Source organism: Geopsychrobacter electrodiphilus DSM 16401 (assembly GCF_000384395.1).
Lineage (GTDB): Bacteria > Desulfobacterota > Desulfuromonadia > Desulfuromonadales > Geopsychrobacteraceae > Geopsychrobacter > Geopsychrobacter electrodiphilus.
On sequence record NZ_ARWE01000001.1, the window covers coordinates 2631643 to 2645857 of the forward strand.

Here is a 14215-nt window from a genome sequence, read left to right on the forward strand (position 1 = left end):
AGCCAAAAGCTGATTGCAAGCAAAAATTTACCGCCATTTCGGCGGTCCCCGGAGGTAGATGCGACAAGCCCCGATATGTATAGCAAACCGGCGGACCTGTCAAGAAGTTTTAGTCGGATCTTTTAACCGGGGCCCATCAGCCCGCCTGCCGAACGACCTCAAACATGGCAACAGATGCGGCCACGGACGCATTTAGTGAGTTGACCTGTCCTGCCATCGGAATTGCCAACAAACCGTCACAGTGATTCCGGACGTTGGGTCGCAGGCCCTTCCCTTCGCTGCCGACAATCAAAGCCAGGTTGCCGCTCAGATCCGCCGCAAACAGATTCTGCGAACCCGCATCTCCGGCCAGGCCATAACACCAGATACCGAGTTTTTTCAACTCTTCGAGGGTTCGCGAGAGGTTAACGACCTGGCACAGCAATAAATGGCTGAGAGCCCCGGCAGCCGTCTTTTCAACTACTGGCGTTACCGGGCAACTGCGATCCTTGGCCACGACCACCCCATGACAGCCTGCTACTTCGGCACTACGCAGGATCGCACCCAGATTATGCGGATCTGTAACACCATCCAACACCAGAAAGAAGGCACTGCGGCCGCTACTCCGCCAATGATCAAGCAACTGATCCAGCTCTGCATAGACAAAGGGGGGGAGTTTAAGCAGGACTTGCTGATGTCGATTATGCCCGGCCAGACGATCAAGCTCAGGTTTGGTCATCAGTCTAATCTTGATTGCCTGGCCCTCGGCCTGCTCGCGCAACTGCTCGAGCCGAGGAGCCAAGCGGCCCGAAGGTAGTATCAGTTCAAGGGGTTTACGTGTGCCGGAGAGCAATGCTTCCGCGACCGGATTTATCCCGTGGATCAGATCGAAATTCATCGATTTAGGGCGTCAGCAATTTCGCCCAGGATAAGGCGGGCCGCTTCGACCGGATCTACCGCCGCCGAGATCGGCCGTCCAATCACCAGATGACTGGCACCGGCGGCAATAGCCGTGGCAGGCGTGGTAACGCGCTTCTGGTCATCGAGCGACGCAAAGGCCGGTCGGACCCCCGGAGTAACAATGGCGAACCCGTCGCCACAGACCTCACGAATCAAACCCACCTCCTGAGGTGAGGCGACAACTCCGTCAAAACCGGCATCCCTGGCGAGTTTCGCAAGTTTCGGCACCATCTCCGTCACCGGACGATCGATCCCAACACCGCGCAAGGTCTCCTCTGTCGATGATGTCAGAATCGTCACCGCCAGCATCAGGGGGCGGGTCTGCCCGGCATCTCGACACCAGGCGTCAACCTCTGCCACGGTCTGCTGCATCATCTCCAGGCCACCCAGGGCGTGAACATTAAACATGCCGACCCCCAGCCGACAGGCCTCAACCCCAGCCTTGGCTACGGTGTTGGGGATGTCATGATATTTAAGATCGAGAAACACATCTGAGCCCAGTTCACGAATCATTTCGACCACCTGCGGACCACAGCGGGTAAAGAGCTGTTTGCCAACCTTGAAGAGTCCGACTTGTTCACGCAGCAGCTCTACCCAGGCTTGTGCCTTGTCAAAGCTGTCAACATCCAGAGCAAAAATCAGACGCTTGCGCGCTTCATTCAACATCAATCACTTCTCCCAACCAGAGCTTTAACCCGATTACTGATCTCCTGAACGCGGGCGATCAGGCTTTGTGCTGCGGACGATTCAAGTTCGCGCCGCACGGCCATAGATTCCATATAGACCAACTCACCCAAGGCGTCAGCAAGCAGCTTCTTCTTATCCCCCTCTTCGAGTCCGGCAAGGTTCTGCACCACCCGGTGCCCATCAAGGGTTCCGTCATCATTCAGCTGAACATCACGCAGCACAAAAGAGTAAGGCTGCGGCAATTCGCGCAGAAAATGACTGATCTCTTCGGAGAAGCCATCAAACTTCTTTATGACCCGCCCATAGATGGCCTTGAGCACACTATTATAGATCATCAACACCTGACCAAGATCTCCGCCGATTTCAGTCGCCGCCTGCTCTTCCATGGTGAGCATCCGCTTTTCGAGCAGGGCGTAGAGCACGCGCATGCCATCGAACTCGCGCATGCCACACTTACGAAAAAGGTCCTGCGCCGTCACCTGTCCTGGCCGCGCGTAGGTATAAAACTTCTTTTCGTCCTGTGAAAGATCCGCCGGCAGTCGGTCGGTCCCCTTAGGAAAGTGCGCGAGCGAGATAATCTTGCGCATGAAGAGCGCCCCCTCATCCTGGCGGCGGAGCCCTTCCATGATGATATTCTGGGTGCTCATTGACAGGCGAATGATCTGTTCGCTGTCGAGAGCCTTGGCACGATAAGAGAAGCTCCCGGTCTCTGCGGTAAACAACTGATAAACAATCCCCTCGACCTGAGTCCGTACCATCAACCACAGATCTTTGGGGGAAACGGCACCACTTTCAACCAGAACCCGGCCAAGAGTCGTGCGGCCCTGTGCAATATCGCGGGCTTGCTGCAAGGCAGCGCGTTCGACCTTTCCGGTGGCAAAGAGCAGTTCTCCCAGGTCCTCCTTGGGGAAATTGCTGGTAGCGAAAACAATCTCACCGTTCTGAAAATAGAGAGATTTTTCACCTGCAGGCAGATCGAAATGAAGGATGCCGGTCTTACGGAACATATTGAAAAAGGAGAGCAAATCCGGGATGACCATATCGCCCAGGAAGCCGGCCAACACAACCTGTTCGTCATCTTCTCGACCGAGCAGCAGGTGGCGCCGTGAGCAGGAGAGATTCACCAGCGGCTCATCTCCGAGGAGCTCGTGAATCCCAGGGTTCAGCACAAGCCGCCCTGACTTATCGATATAGAATTTATCCATGTTTTCGGGTTCCGATATCACTTCACTCGACACAACAGGCTTCAATTCAGAGGGCAGCCTCAACCCTGGCCTTCAAACTGGCAGCAGCCTCGGCGATGGACAGCATTTCAACCTCTCCGCCGGCACGGGCCTTAAGTTCAAACTGCCCCTCTTTCAACCCACGTGCGCCAACAGTCACCCTGAGCGGAATGCCGATCAAATCAGCGTCCTTAAATTTGGCGCCGGGACGCTCATCACGATCATCGAGTAACACGTCGATCCCCAGGGCGAGCAGCTCGGCATAAAGATTTTCTGAGGCCTCTCGGATCTCAACATCATCAGGATTCAGCATCGCAATCAGCACCTGGAAGGGAGCGATAGGCATGGGCCAGATGATGCCGTTTTCATCATAATTCTGTTCAATGGAGGCGGCCACCGTGCGCCCGATTCCAATCCCGTAACACCCCATGATCAGCGCCCGGCTCTGACCTTGATCATCCAGCACCGTCGCATTCATCGACTCCGAGTAGCGCGAGCCGAGCTTAAAAACATGACCGACTTCAACCCCGCGCCAGCTTTCAAGTTTACCACTGCAGCGCGGACAGTCATCACCGCCAACCGCCTGGCGCAGGTCGGCAAAGGTCTCGACCCTGAAATCGCGCTCAAGATTCGCCCCGCTAAAGTGGTAATCCTTTTCATTTGCGCCGATGACAAAATCGCTCATCTGACGCACAGCATGATCTGCGACGATGCGGATTTTCAAACCGCGCGGACCGGCAAAGCCGGTCGGAGCGCCGGTCGCCCTGAGCACATCAGCCTCTTCGGCTAACAACACCCAATCACCACCCAACAGGTTGAGCAGCTTGATTTCATTCAGTTCGTGATCGCCGCGCAGCAATACCGCGATCAGTTCTTCATTGCTGGTCTGCACGATCAAGGTCTTCAACAGCTTAGCTGTCGGAAGTTTCAAAAAAGCCGCAACCTCGTCGATACTCTTCTGACCCGGCGTTGAAACCTTCTCCAGCGCCATAGTCGGTGCCGCGGCCAGACTATCCGTAACGCGGATTTCAGCTTTTTCGATATTGGCGGCATACTCGCAACTGTCGCAAGAAACAATTCCGTCCTCTCCCGCTTCAGCCAGCACCATGAATTCATGGCTGAAAGAGCCCCCAATCGCACCTGAATCGGCCTCTACCGCACGAAAGTTCAGCCCGCAACGCTTGAAGATGCGACGATAGGCCTGATACATCTTCTCGTACGCCTTGTCTGCATCGGCCTCTTCGAGATCAAAGGAGTAAGCATCCTTCATAATGAATTCGCGGCCGCGCATCAGACCGAAGCGCGGCCGGATCTCGTCCCGAAATTTGGTTTGAATCTGATAGAGATTCAGGGGCAGCTGACGATACGACTTGACGACATTGCGCACGATATCGGTGATCACCTCTTCATGGGTTGGTCCCATGCAGAACTCGGTTTCCTTGCGATCCTTAAAGCGCAGCAACTCCTTGCCGTATTTTTCCCAACGCCCCGATTCCCGCCACAGCTCTGCCGGATTGGCCATCGGCATCAAACACTCAATGGCACCAGCGCTGTTCATCTCTTCACGCACGATCTGTTCGACCTTGCGGATCGCACGCAGACCAAAGGGCATATAGCTGTAGATCCCGGCCGCAACCTTGCGGATCATACCGGCACGGGTCATGAGCTGATGACTGATAATCTCAGCGTCAGCCGGGCTTTCTTTGAGGGTCGGGAGCAGATATTGACTGTAACGCATAAAAAATCCGGATCCTTTTATTGATTGATCAATGGTTAAAACGATAAAAATTGGCCTGAAAACTAACCCGAATAGGGCCGAAAAGCAAGAGCCGTCACGCCCCGAATCACTCCCGGGCGGACAGATGCATTCTTTTAGAGAATATCGCCCCGCAGCAGAGCCAGGCGTTTAAAATTGGTGTATCAGGGCGAGATGAAACACAACATCGGGGGCCGTATTCACCAGGACATCCTCGATCACGGCCAGCTCGAGCGCCGTTTTATCTGCAAGCGCCAAACTGCCGCCGATCGCCAACTGTCCGGCAAACTTGTTCAATTCAGGAAACTGGCTCTCCTTAAAGAGAGGGGTATGCCCGTCGAACTGAAGCTGCAGACCGAGCTGAGCCCAGGGTTGCCAGGCGACACCAAGATTGACCAGGCCCGCCAGATTGCGGCGCTGATCGGGGAGCAGATCGCCATCAGTCGTGAACAAAGCACCACCACCGCCATAAAGAGTCAAAGGTCCGGTTGCAGCTTTAAAGCGTTGTTCGCCACTCAACCAGAGAGCCAGATCAGTGCTCCCGCTCCCGGTGAGATCGCGCGCACGGCCGGTCGGCAGCTTCAAGCTGGTCCGCAGCGCGACAGAACGTAGTTTTTCCGTATCCTGCCAGCACTGCCAGGCGGCGCGCAACGAGAGATCGCCGATTCCCGACTGATCGGACTGCAGCGCGAAGCCGCTCTCCGGTCGGGTATAACTGTAGTCTAGCCGGCCAGTTGGGGCATGATTCCGACCTCCCTGGGGCAAGCCAAAGGCATTATGCCAGCCTTCGATGAAGTCATCGAGAAACCCGCCCTGATTGCTGATCAAGGGCAATTCTGCCCCAAACTCCAGGTTAGACCCGACGCCGTAATCAACAGAGAGCGCAGCCCGGTAGGTCTCACCATCGAAACGCAGACTCTCTCCAGCAGACGCTTTTTCGGTAAAGTTACTGATCAGATCAACAGTCGTCTCAACCCGACCTGCGCCAGATGCCAGCACCCGGGCCGGACCAAGGGCGGGGATACCAAAACCGAGCGCCACGGGAGAAAGATTCCGCGTGGTCAAGGGTTGCATTTCAAACCCCGCGGCCATAACCGGAGCACTGACAAGGATCAATGAGATGAGGACAAATAATCTATACCGCATGGGCTTATGCATTCTCCTGCCTCCGCTCGGCGGCCAGCGCCTGCGCCTCTTCAACCAGCGCATCCGCCAGTTGTGCTTCAGGGACCTTGCGCACGACTTCGCCATTTCGGAACAGGAGGCCCTGCCCCTTGCCCCCGGCGATCCCCAGATCAGCTTCCTTGGCCTCACCGGGCCCGTTGACCACGCAGCCCATTACGGCGATGGTCAACGGGACCGGCAGATCATGCAGACGCCGTTCAACCTCTTCAGCGACTTGAATCAGATTCACCTGACAACGGCCACAGGTCGGACAACTGATAAAAATCGGCCCCCGCTGGCGCAAGCTAAGGCTTTTAAGAATTTCAAATCCGACCCGCACCTCCTCAACCGGATCTCCGGTCAACGAGACGCGCAGCGTGTCCCCCAGCCCTCCATACAACAAGGTCCCCAGACCTACTGCGCTCTTGATCGTGCCGCTCCAGGTCGTGCCAGCTTCGGTAATCCCGATATGCAACGGATAATCAACCTGACCGGCCAGTAAGCGATAAGCTTCAACCGTGCGCTGAATATTCGAGGCCTTGAGACTGACCTTGATCTCCTGATAGTTAAGTTCTTCGAGAATTCGGATATGCCCCAGCGCACTCTCAACCATCGCTTCGGCGCTGGGATGGCCATATTTCTCAAGCAGTTCCTTTTCTAAAGAACCGCCGTTGACCCCAATGCGGATCGGCACCTGACGCTCGGCACAGGCCTTGACCACCTCGGCAATCTTCCAGCGCTCACCGATATTCCCCGGGTTCAAACGCAGGCCAGCCACCCCCTGCTCCACGGCGGTCAGAGCCAGCAGATAATCAAAGTGGATGTCCGCCACCAGCGGCATCGGGCAGTCCTTGACGAGCGAGCCCAGATTTTCGGCGGCGGCCATATCGGGCACCGCGCAGCGCACGATTTCGCAACCGACCTCAGCCAGGCGTGAGATCTGCTCCAGGGTCGCGGTCGTATCTCGCGTATCGGTGTTACACATCGACTGCACGGCGATGGGTGCCCCTCCCCCGATGGCAAGCGGTCCAAGTTTAATCTGTCTGGTTTTTACTGCCACACTCTCAACCCTTTCGTTCTGACTTTTCACCCCCCGGCGCACCGGAGCGGTGAGTCTACCCTGAAGCCATGCTATGATCAAGGACTGCGCAGGGTTTGACAGGCGAGAAGACCAAGAGTAGTCTGCGCCGAATTCATCTACCAACGTCCTGAAAAAAGAAGATTAACGTGAAAAGACCTAGAGCGCCTAAAGAGGCCCGCGAAATACTCAAAATCAGCATCGATTCACTGGATGCCGATGGTGTCGGCCAAGGCCGATATCAAGGTCAGCCGGTGAGCGTACCTGGTGCCTTCCCCGAGGAGATCGTACTGGCTGCCGTCGAGCATCGCGGACAGAATCGCATTGCCGCTCATTTGTCAAAAGTTCTGCGCCGCAATCCGCAACGCCGAGCCGCAGAGCCCTGCAGTTGCGCAGCAGACTGCTTGGGCTGCCCACTGATCAATATGAGCGATAGGGGACAGCTCGAGTTCAAACGCCAACGGATTATAACCGCTCTTGGCGAAAACGGTCTGGCAGAGGTTCCGGTCGAGCCGACTCTGGCCGCGGAACCGACCCTGCAATATCGCACCAGCTGCAAGCTGGTCGTGGCCCGCGAACGCAACGCCGTTAAAATCGGCCTCTACCGACGCGGCAGCCATCAGGTCGTCGGGATTGAGGATTGTCCGCTGCATCACCCGCTGATCAACCGGATTGTGAAGGTGGTGTCGGAGGAGATCACGCGCCAGAAGATCCCGGTCTATAACCCGAATCATCAACGCGGGCTGTTACGTTACCTGCTGATTCGAATCTCACCCCAGAGCGGCAAGGCGATGGTCACCTTTGTCAGCCGCGAACAGGATCTGCGCTTTCTCCCGAAGCTGGGGAAATGGTTACAGCACAAGGTCCCCGAGGTTATAGCGGTGCATCAAAATATCAACAGCTCAACCGGCAACGTGGTGATCGGCGGCGACACGCTCAAGCTGCACGGACAGCCCGACCTGTTTGACCGGGTGGGGAACATCCGATTGCGCATCAGCCCGACTTCGTTCTTTCAGGTCAACCATCAACAGGCGGCCCGGGTTTATCAGATGATCCGCGAATGGGCCAACCTGAACGGCAATCAGTCGGCTCTGGATCTCTACTGCGGGGTCGGCGGCATCAGTCTGCATTTGGCGCAGGACGCCGGTCAGGTGTTCGGGATTGAAGTGGCTGAAGATGCGGTCCGCAACGCCCGCGCCAACGCGGAATTGAACGAACTGAGGAATTGTGTGTTTCGCGCCGGGGATGCTACAGAACAACTCCAGATTCTCGCGGATGAGCTTCCGAAGCTCGCCCTGGCCTGCCTGAACCCTCCGCGCAAGGGCTGCGATCAGGAGGTCTTAATGGCGATGGGGGAACTCGCGCCGCAACAGATCATCTATATGTCCTGCGAACCAGAGAGCTTGGCGCGGGATCTGGCGCTGCTGACAACCCTCGGCTATAAAATCACCAGGGTGCAACCGGTCGACATGTTTCCGCAGACGGCCCACGTTGAAACCCTGGTTCACCTGCAACGGATCACAGCTTAAAATCGGACAGCACCCAATAGATTGAAATATCCACAAACCAAGAACAGGACGAACCCCCATGAAAAAAATTGACTGCCGCAACTGGCAATGTCCGCAACCGGTCATTGAAGTCCGCAAGGCGATGCTCGCGGACCCGCGGCAATCCCTCGAGGTGCTGCTGGCCGATGACGCCGCCCGGCAAAATATCACCCGCCTGGCTGCGACCAGCGGCTACAGCATCAAAGAGAAGACCAACACCGAGTTCACTATATTGACCCTCTCGCCCGGAGAAATGGTGCGGGAAACAGGCGGCAGGCCACAAGCCAGCGGCCGCACCCTGCTGGTGTGCGCCAGTAATAAAATGGGCGAGGGAGACGAGGAGCTCGGCCGCTTGCTGCTGAAAAACTTTCTCATCACCCTGCTCGAGACCAGTGAAATTCCACACAGCATTTACCTGGTTAACTCTGGCGTCAAACTCGCCTGTGCCGAAGCAGAAACGGTAGAAATCTTGAACAAACTCGCCTGTCGCGGGATTGATATCGCATCCTGTGGACTCTGCCTCGAATTCTACAAACTAAAAGAGAGCTTGCAGGTCGGGCGAATCACCAATATGCTGGAGATCGCCGAAGCGCAACTGAGCGCGGGGCTGATCATTCGTCCTTGAAAATTGTATGGAGGCAGCCAGTGCTCTGGTGACACTCACGGTCTTCAAAACCGATGTGGGGCGCATCCCGTCCCAGGTGAGTTCGATTCTCATCTGCCTCCGCCATTTTTCGATAAGCACCTGATTCCTCAGGTGCTTTTTTCATTCAAAACAGCCTCTTGTACCGATTGGTGTCCCGACGCGAGGCGCTATACGGCACCCCCATTCTCCTTCCGTAGGAGCAAAGCCTGGTTATTGATCTAAAAAATCTACCCACTCAATGTTCAACGCCGCGACGCCGAATTCTTCCTCCACTTTCCCTTTCAGGATGAAAGGCCGTTGGCGCGTCATCTTCTGGCAAAATCGTTCATAAGCTCTGGGAAAGAAAGTTGCGTCGAAAATGGCCGTCGTGTCCTCGAACGACACGAATTCCATTGGACGCCCTCCCTTGTCCTGAACCGTTTTCCCCGTCACCCACCAGCCGATCATCGTTACATAACTCCCGACCCAGTTCTGCATCTGATCACCGCGTACCGGCTTAAGGCGGGAGATCTCCCGTTGATGAAGCAGTAAGGGGTGACATGAGGTGAGCATGCCCAGGGTCTCGATCTCCTGGCGCAACATGACCTTGTCATCATAGGGGGGTGGGGAAGGTAATGAGGTCTTGTTATCCTCGAAAAGCAGTCCAGTGCCACGGCGGTCAAACTGTTTATCGAGAGCGAGAAGTTCCCAAAGCAGCGCCGGACGCTTCTGTATGCCTTCCAGCACATCAAAGCACCCAGCCTTGATCAGCAGTTTTGCGTCTGACGGGTCGATTCTGCCCCGCTGGAGAAAGTCTCGAAAACCGGTAAAAGCCCCCCCCTCTCCGCGTGTCCGCAGAAGCGCCTCAAGCGCTTTTTTACTCAGACCTTCGATCTGCATCAAGCCGACCCGCAGGGAACGATGCGCTCCGGTATAATGGTATGCGCTGGCGTTGATGTCAGGCGGAAGAACCTTCAACCCCATACGACGCGCCTCGGAGAGGTAAGCAAAGGCCGAGTAATAACCGCCCTGATTGGAAATGACCGCCGCCATGAACTCGGCCGGATACATGGCCTTCAGCCAGGCGGATTTACAACTCACCAGAGCGTAGGAAGCCGAGTGCGGTTTGCAGAAAGAGTAGCCGCCGAAGGAGAGGATCTGCTCCCAGACGGCGGCCAGAACATCGGGCGGGACCCCTTTGCGGCCGCCTCCCGCCATAAACATCTGCCGATAGTCGGCCAGCTTCTTCTCTTTATGTTTTTTGCTGATGATCTTGCGCAGCTGATCCCCTTCGAAGGCCGAAAAGTCGGCCAGAGCCATGGCTATCTGGGTGATCTGTTCCTGGTAGATTGCGATACCGTAGGTTTCGTCCAGCACCTCGCTCAGCAGCGGGTGAATGGGATTCCACTGCTTGCCGCGCATGCGTGAAACGAACTCGCGGATAAAGGCATTCGCCGCCGGACGGATGATGGAAGAGGCCATCACCAGGTGTTCAAACAGATCACACTCTTCAAGCCTGGGATTGCCGTTCCACATTTTTTTGAGCAGCTGCCGAGTGGCGGGAGATTCGATGTAAAAGCAGCCCATGGTCTCGCCGCGGCGCAGAAGCTCCCGTGCCTCGGCATCCTCCAGCGGTTGCCAGGTCGCATAATCGATGTCGCGGCCGGTGTTTTTGCAGACGGCCGCCAGCGCGTCACGGATGACGGCCAGAGAACGGTTGCCAAGGATATCGATCTTGACCAGCCCGGCGGCCTCGGTTTGCTCCTTCTCCCACTGCATGACGGGGAGACCCTTGGCGGAGATCTCTACCGGTACGTAGCGCCGGATCTCGTCCGGCACGATGACCAATCCGCCACAGTGAAGCGAGAGGTGACGCAGCTGACCATGCAAACGACCGGCGAGGCGTAAAATGTTCTGCCAGTCAGCAGAAAGTTTCTCCCCCTTGAATAAAGGGTGCTGTTCAAGCCCGGCGAGAGCCTGGTCCGCCTTTAAATACCCTGAGATGCGCGAGGTGACGGCCTTTATCTCGGCCTCGGGCATGCCGAAAACCTTGGCGACCTCCTTGACGGCCGCCCGCCCCTTGAAACCGATCTGGTTGGCGACCATCGCCGCTCGTTGCGCGCCATAACGGGCAAATGCGAAGTCGAGGACGGCGTCACGTTCATCCCAGGGAAAGTCGATATCGATGTCCGGCGGATCGACCCGGCCGGGGTTGAGAAAGCGCTCGAAGAAGAGATTGTAGCGGATGGGGTCGACGTGGGTGATGCCGAGACAGTAAGCGACCAGCGACGCGGCAGCGCTCCCCCGACCACAGGTGCGCGGCGACTGCCGGGTGATCTCCTCCACGACCAGAAAGTAGTGGGAAAAGCCTTTCTCGTTGATGATGGTCAGCTCTTTTTGCAGCCTGGCTTCGACCCTGTCATCAATCTCGCCATAGCGCCACCGGGCACCATCCCGGGCGCGACCTTCCAGCGCGATAAACGCTTCCTCGCTGGCCAGACCGCGATAGGCAGGGAAGATGGTAGTGGAAAAATCCCAATCGGTTTTGCACGCAGCGGCAATCTGGACAGTATTTTCCAGAGCCTCGGGGCAGTGAGGATAAAAATCGGCGAGTTGTTCCGGTGGGAGCAGCAGGTCGCTGGCGCTGGCGGTCTCTTCTTGTTTAAGTCGCGAGAGCTTGGTGTTGAGCGCAATCGCCCGCAACACCCGGTGCAACTCGAAATCTTCAGGCGCCAGAAAGAGCGCTCGTGACGTTGCGACCGGCGGCAGTCCTGACTCACGCGACAGGGCCAGGGCGCGGTGCATCTGATGTCCGGGAGAGAGTTCGACAAAAAGGCCCTTCGACGATTGATGGCGCAGGGGGGTCAAGATGGCAGGTACGTCGGAGATCACAATGAGTCCTCGACGGTACCTAATGAGGCTTTGACCAAGGTCGAAATCGCGGCGACTGTGAAGATCGGACAAGAGGCGGCACAGATTGCTGTAGCCTTCTTCATTACGCGCCAGAAGCAAGGCCCGGTGTGTGCCGCTGACCGCCTCGGCGCCGATGATCGGGGCAATCCCTTGTCTCCTCGCCGCTTCAAGAAAGTGGGGAATTCCGTACAGTCCATTTCTGTCGGTGAGCGCGAGTTGTGTCATCCCCATGGCTTTGGTTGCAGCACAGAGATCCCCAAGAGGGCGAACACCCCAGTGGGGAGAGAAGGAGGATTGGACATGCAGGTGGGTAAACCCGGTCATGACACCATGGCTCGGCCCCAACGGACCGAGGCCATCCCATACTTGCCACGCAGACCATCCAGAGCGGCCTGCAACGCCGACGGGCAGGAAGGCAGCGTGTTCGGGTCAGCAAACAGGTCCATCTGCCTTTGTTCAGAGCTGAACCGCGAGCAGACCAGCTTCAACCCCTTTACCCGCACCCGCCGCTGACAGGCTTTCTCGAACAGTTCTTCCGCGATCGCGAAGAGCACCAGGTCATGATTCTGAGCCAGAGGGAGGGTAGACGTGCGTTGGGCAGAGACCCCGTCAGTATAGTTTACGCTCAGGGTGATGCGACCTGTCCCTGTCCCCATGCGCCGTAATTTCAGACCACAGCCCTCGACCAGACGACACAACGCGGCAAGCAGAATCTGGTCGTTGTTCTCCTCGATCTGCAGAAACGCCTCTTCGCTCACCTCGGGCGAGCGACATGGGGGCTGGACGGGGGAAGGATCGAGGCCGCAGGCGCGCTGATGCAGCAGCGAGGCAAAGGGTCCGAAAGCCAGACGAAGCTGGGCGACAGAGAGCGCACACACCTCCTCCACCCGGCGCAGGTTGAGATCCTGCATCAAAACCAGCTCGCGCGCCTGACCAATCCCCGGCAGGACCGAAACCGGCAGCGGGCCGATGAAGCTGCGTTCAGCCCCATGTAAAACATCACATACTCCCGGTTTTTCCAGATAGCCGGAGGCGATGCGTGAAACCAGTTTATTCCCGGCAACGCCGATTGCGCCTTGTAGTCGCAAGCGCGTGGCAATCTCCCTCTCCAGCCGGGCAGCAACGTCACGCCCCGGCCCCAACAAACGGCGGCAACCGGTGAGATCCAGAAAGAGGCGACCATGAGAATTCGGTTCAAGAATTGGACTGTAGCGGCCAGAGACCTCAATCAACCGCTGGGTCCCTTTGGCAATCAGTTCGGGCTTCGGTGGCACCAGAATAAGGGCGGGACAAAGACGGCGTGCGCGAAAGGCGGGCATGCCTTCAAAAACGCCCTCGCGCCTGGCCTCGGAGGAGACGGACTGAACCAGAGCGCGGTCAGAGTTGCCGGGAATGATCGCCACGGGTCGTTCGCGCAAAGACGAGTCGACAACCCGGGCCAACGCGATAGCGAAAGCTGGAATGGAGAGATGGAGAATGTCGCGTTCCATAGGTCACAAACAATGCCGGATGACTCCCACCACGACTCCTTCTATGCGAAAGTTCTCATCATCCTCAACCCTGATCGGCAGCATCGACGGATTAGCCGGATGCAGTTCGATCTGCTCCCCCTTGCGGTAAAAACGCTTGACTGTCGCTTCATCACCAAGCAGAGCAATCACCGTCTGACCATTCTCGGCAGAAGCCTGCTTGCGCACGACCACATAGTCGCCGCTCAGGATACCGTCCCCGATCATGGAGTCCCCCTGAATACGCAGGACAAAGTTTTCACCCGGACCCACCATGGAAGCCGGGACCTCGATGCTGTCGTGGGTTTCAACCGCCTCAATCGGCTTGCCCGCCGCGACGCTTCCAGCCAACGGCAGCTCGAAGCTGTTCCCTTTGGGACGCAACAGCCTCATGCCGCGCCTGGCGTTCCAATCCTTCGCGAGAAAACCCTCGCGCTCCAGACGAATCAGATAGTTTTGCACCGTGCCGAGAGAGCTATAGCCGAAAGCCTGAGCTATTTCCTTCTGGGATGGCGAACAGCCTTCCCTGGCAATGTATGCCTCGACGAAGTCGAGCACCTTCTTTTGTTTCGGGGTAATTGGGCTCATGACATCTCCTGTTGAAGACCAAAAGCATATGCGTAAGTTTTGCGTAAGTCAAGAGCCTGTGAGCCGTTCAGGCAAGGGGTGCTTTTCGGAATGCTTCACCATGGTTTTATCTCAGCGCTGCTGAAAATCACCAGATTGACCTTCAATTCGTGTTTGCTCGACGGGGCCTATCCTGTTAATCTGCCCC

11 protein-coding genes and 1 tRNA gene are annotated in these 14215 nt (G+C 56.9%); 3 read left to right on the forward strand and 9 right to left on the reverse strand.

Translation table 11 applies throughout. The annotated features are described in order from the left end of the window. Nucleotides 1-136: 136 nt before the first annotated feature. From rlmB to ispG, 6 genes are all read right to left on the reverse strand, one after another. Complete coding sequence (gene rlmB / locus D888_RS0112590) at nt 137-877, reverse strand: 23S rRNA (guanosine(2251)-2'-O)-methyltransferase RlmB (RefSeq protein WP_020676912.1); 741 nt, start codon at nt 875-877, stop codon at nt 137-139. Continuing rightward, entirely contained in the window at nt 874-1605 is a 732-nt protein-coding gene (pyrF, locus tag D888_RS0112595) for an orotidine-5'-phosphate decarboxylase (protein WP_020676913.1), read from the reverse strand. The genes rlmB and pyrF overlap by 4 nt, the downstream gene beginning before the upstream one ends. Continuing rightward, nucleotides 1605-2831, reverse strand: coding sequence for a DUF4388 domain-containing protein (locus D888_RS0112600; RefSeq protein WP_020676914.1), 1227 nt, complete (start codon nt 2829-2831; stop codon nt 1605-1607). The genes pyrF and D888_RS0112600 overlap by 1 nt, the downstream gene beginning before the upstream one ends. A gap of 46 nt (nt 2832-2877) precedes the next feature. Beyond that, the gene (locus D888_RS0112605) at nt 2878-4587 is read right to left on the reverse strand and encodes a proline--tRNA ligase (RefSeq protein WP_020676915.1); all 1710 of its coding nucleotides are present in this window, start codon (nt 4585-4587) and stop codon (nt 2878-2880) included. Between the two features lie 168 nt (nt 4588-4755). Continuing rightward, entirely contained in the window at nt 4756-5751 is a 996-nt protein-coding gene (locus D888_RS0112610) for a DUF3187 family protein (RefSeq protein ID WP_169513285.1), read from the reverse strand. 4 nt (nt 5752-5755) lie between these two features. Further along, a complete protein-coding gene (gene ispG / locus D888_RS0112615; RefSeq protein WP_020676917.1) occupies nt 5756-6829 on the reverse strand; it encodes a flavodoxin-dependent (E)-4-hydroxy-3-methylbut-2-enyl-diphosphate synthase in 1074 nt (357 codons plus the stop codon). 167 nt (nt 6830-6996) lie between these two features. On the opposite strand from ispG, the gene rlmD reads away from it, so the two are divergent. From rlmD to D888_RS24045, 3 genes are all read left to right on the forward strand, one after another. Beyond that, entirely contained in the window at nt 6997-8376 is a 1380-nt protein-coding gene (gene rlmD, locus D888_RS21610) for a 23S rRNA (uracil(1939)-C(5))-methyltransferase RlmD (RefSeq protein ID WP_020676918.1), read from the forward strand. Nucleotides 8377-8434: 58 nt separating this feature from the next. Beyond that, nucleotides 8435-9019: a sulfurtransferase-like selenium metabolism protein YedF gene (gene yedF / locus D888_RS0112625; RefSeq protein ID WP_020676919.1), complete on the forward strand. Its 585-nt coding sequence runs from the start codon at nt 8435-8437 to the stop codon at nt 9017-9019. A gap of 9 nt (nt 9020-9028) precedes the next feature. Next, nucleotides 9029-9124: transfer RNA gene (locus tag D888_RS24045), tRNA-Sec, on the forward strand. 126 nt (nt 9125-9250) lie between these two features. Here the strand turns inward: D888_RS24045 and D888_RS0112630 are convergent. From D888_RS0112630 to lexA, 3 genes are read right to left on the reverse strand one after another with little or no spacing between them, the layout of a single operon-like run. Continuing rightward, nucleotides 9251-12256 carry a DNA polymerase III subunit alpha gene (locus D888_RS0112630; protein ID WP_020676921.1) on the reverse strand — a complete coding sequence of 1002 codons (3006 nt, stop codon included), beginning with the start codon at nt 12254-12256 and terminating at the stop codon, nt 9251-9253. Continuing rightward, the gene (locus D888_RS0112635) at nt 12253-13422 is read right to left on the reverse strand and encodes a DNA polymerase Y family protein (RefSeq protein WP_020676922.1); all 1170 of its coding nucleotides are present in this window, start codon (nt 13420-13422) and stop codon (nt 12253-12255) included. Before D888_RS0112635 ends, D888_RS0112630 begins: the two co-directional genes overlap by 4 nt. Nucleotides 13423-13425: 3 nt before the next feature. Continuing rightward, nucleotides 13426-14028, reverse strand: coding sequence for a transcriptional repressor LexA (gene lexA / locus D888_RS0112640; protein WP_020676923.1), 603 nt, complete (start codon nt 14026-14028; stop codon nt 13426-13428). Between the last annotated feature and the right edge of the window lie 187 nt (nt 14029-14215).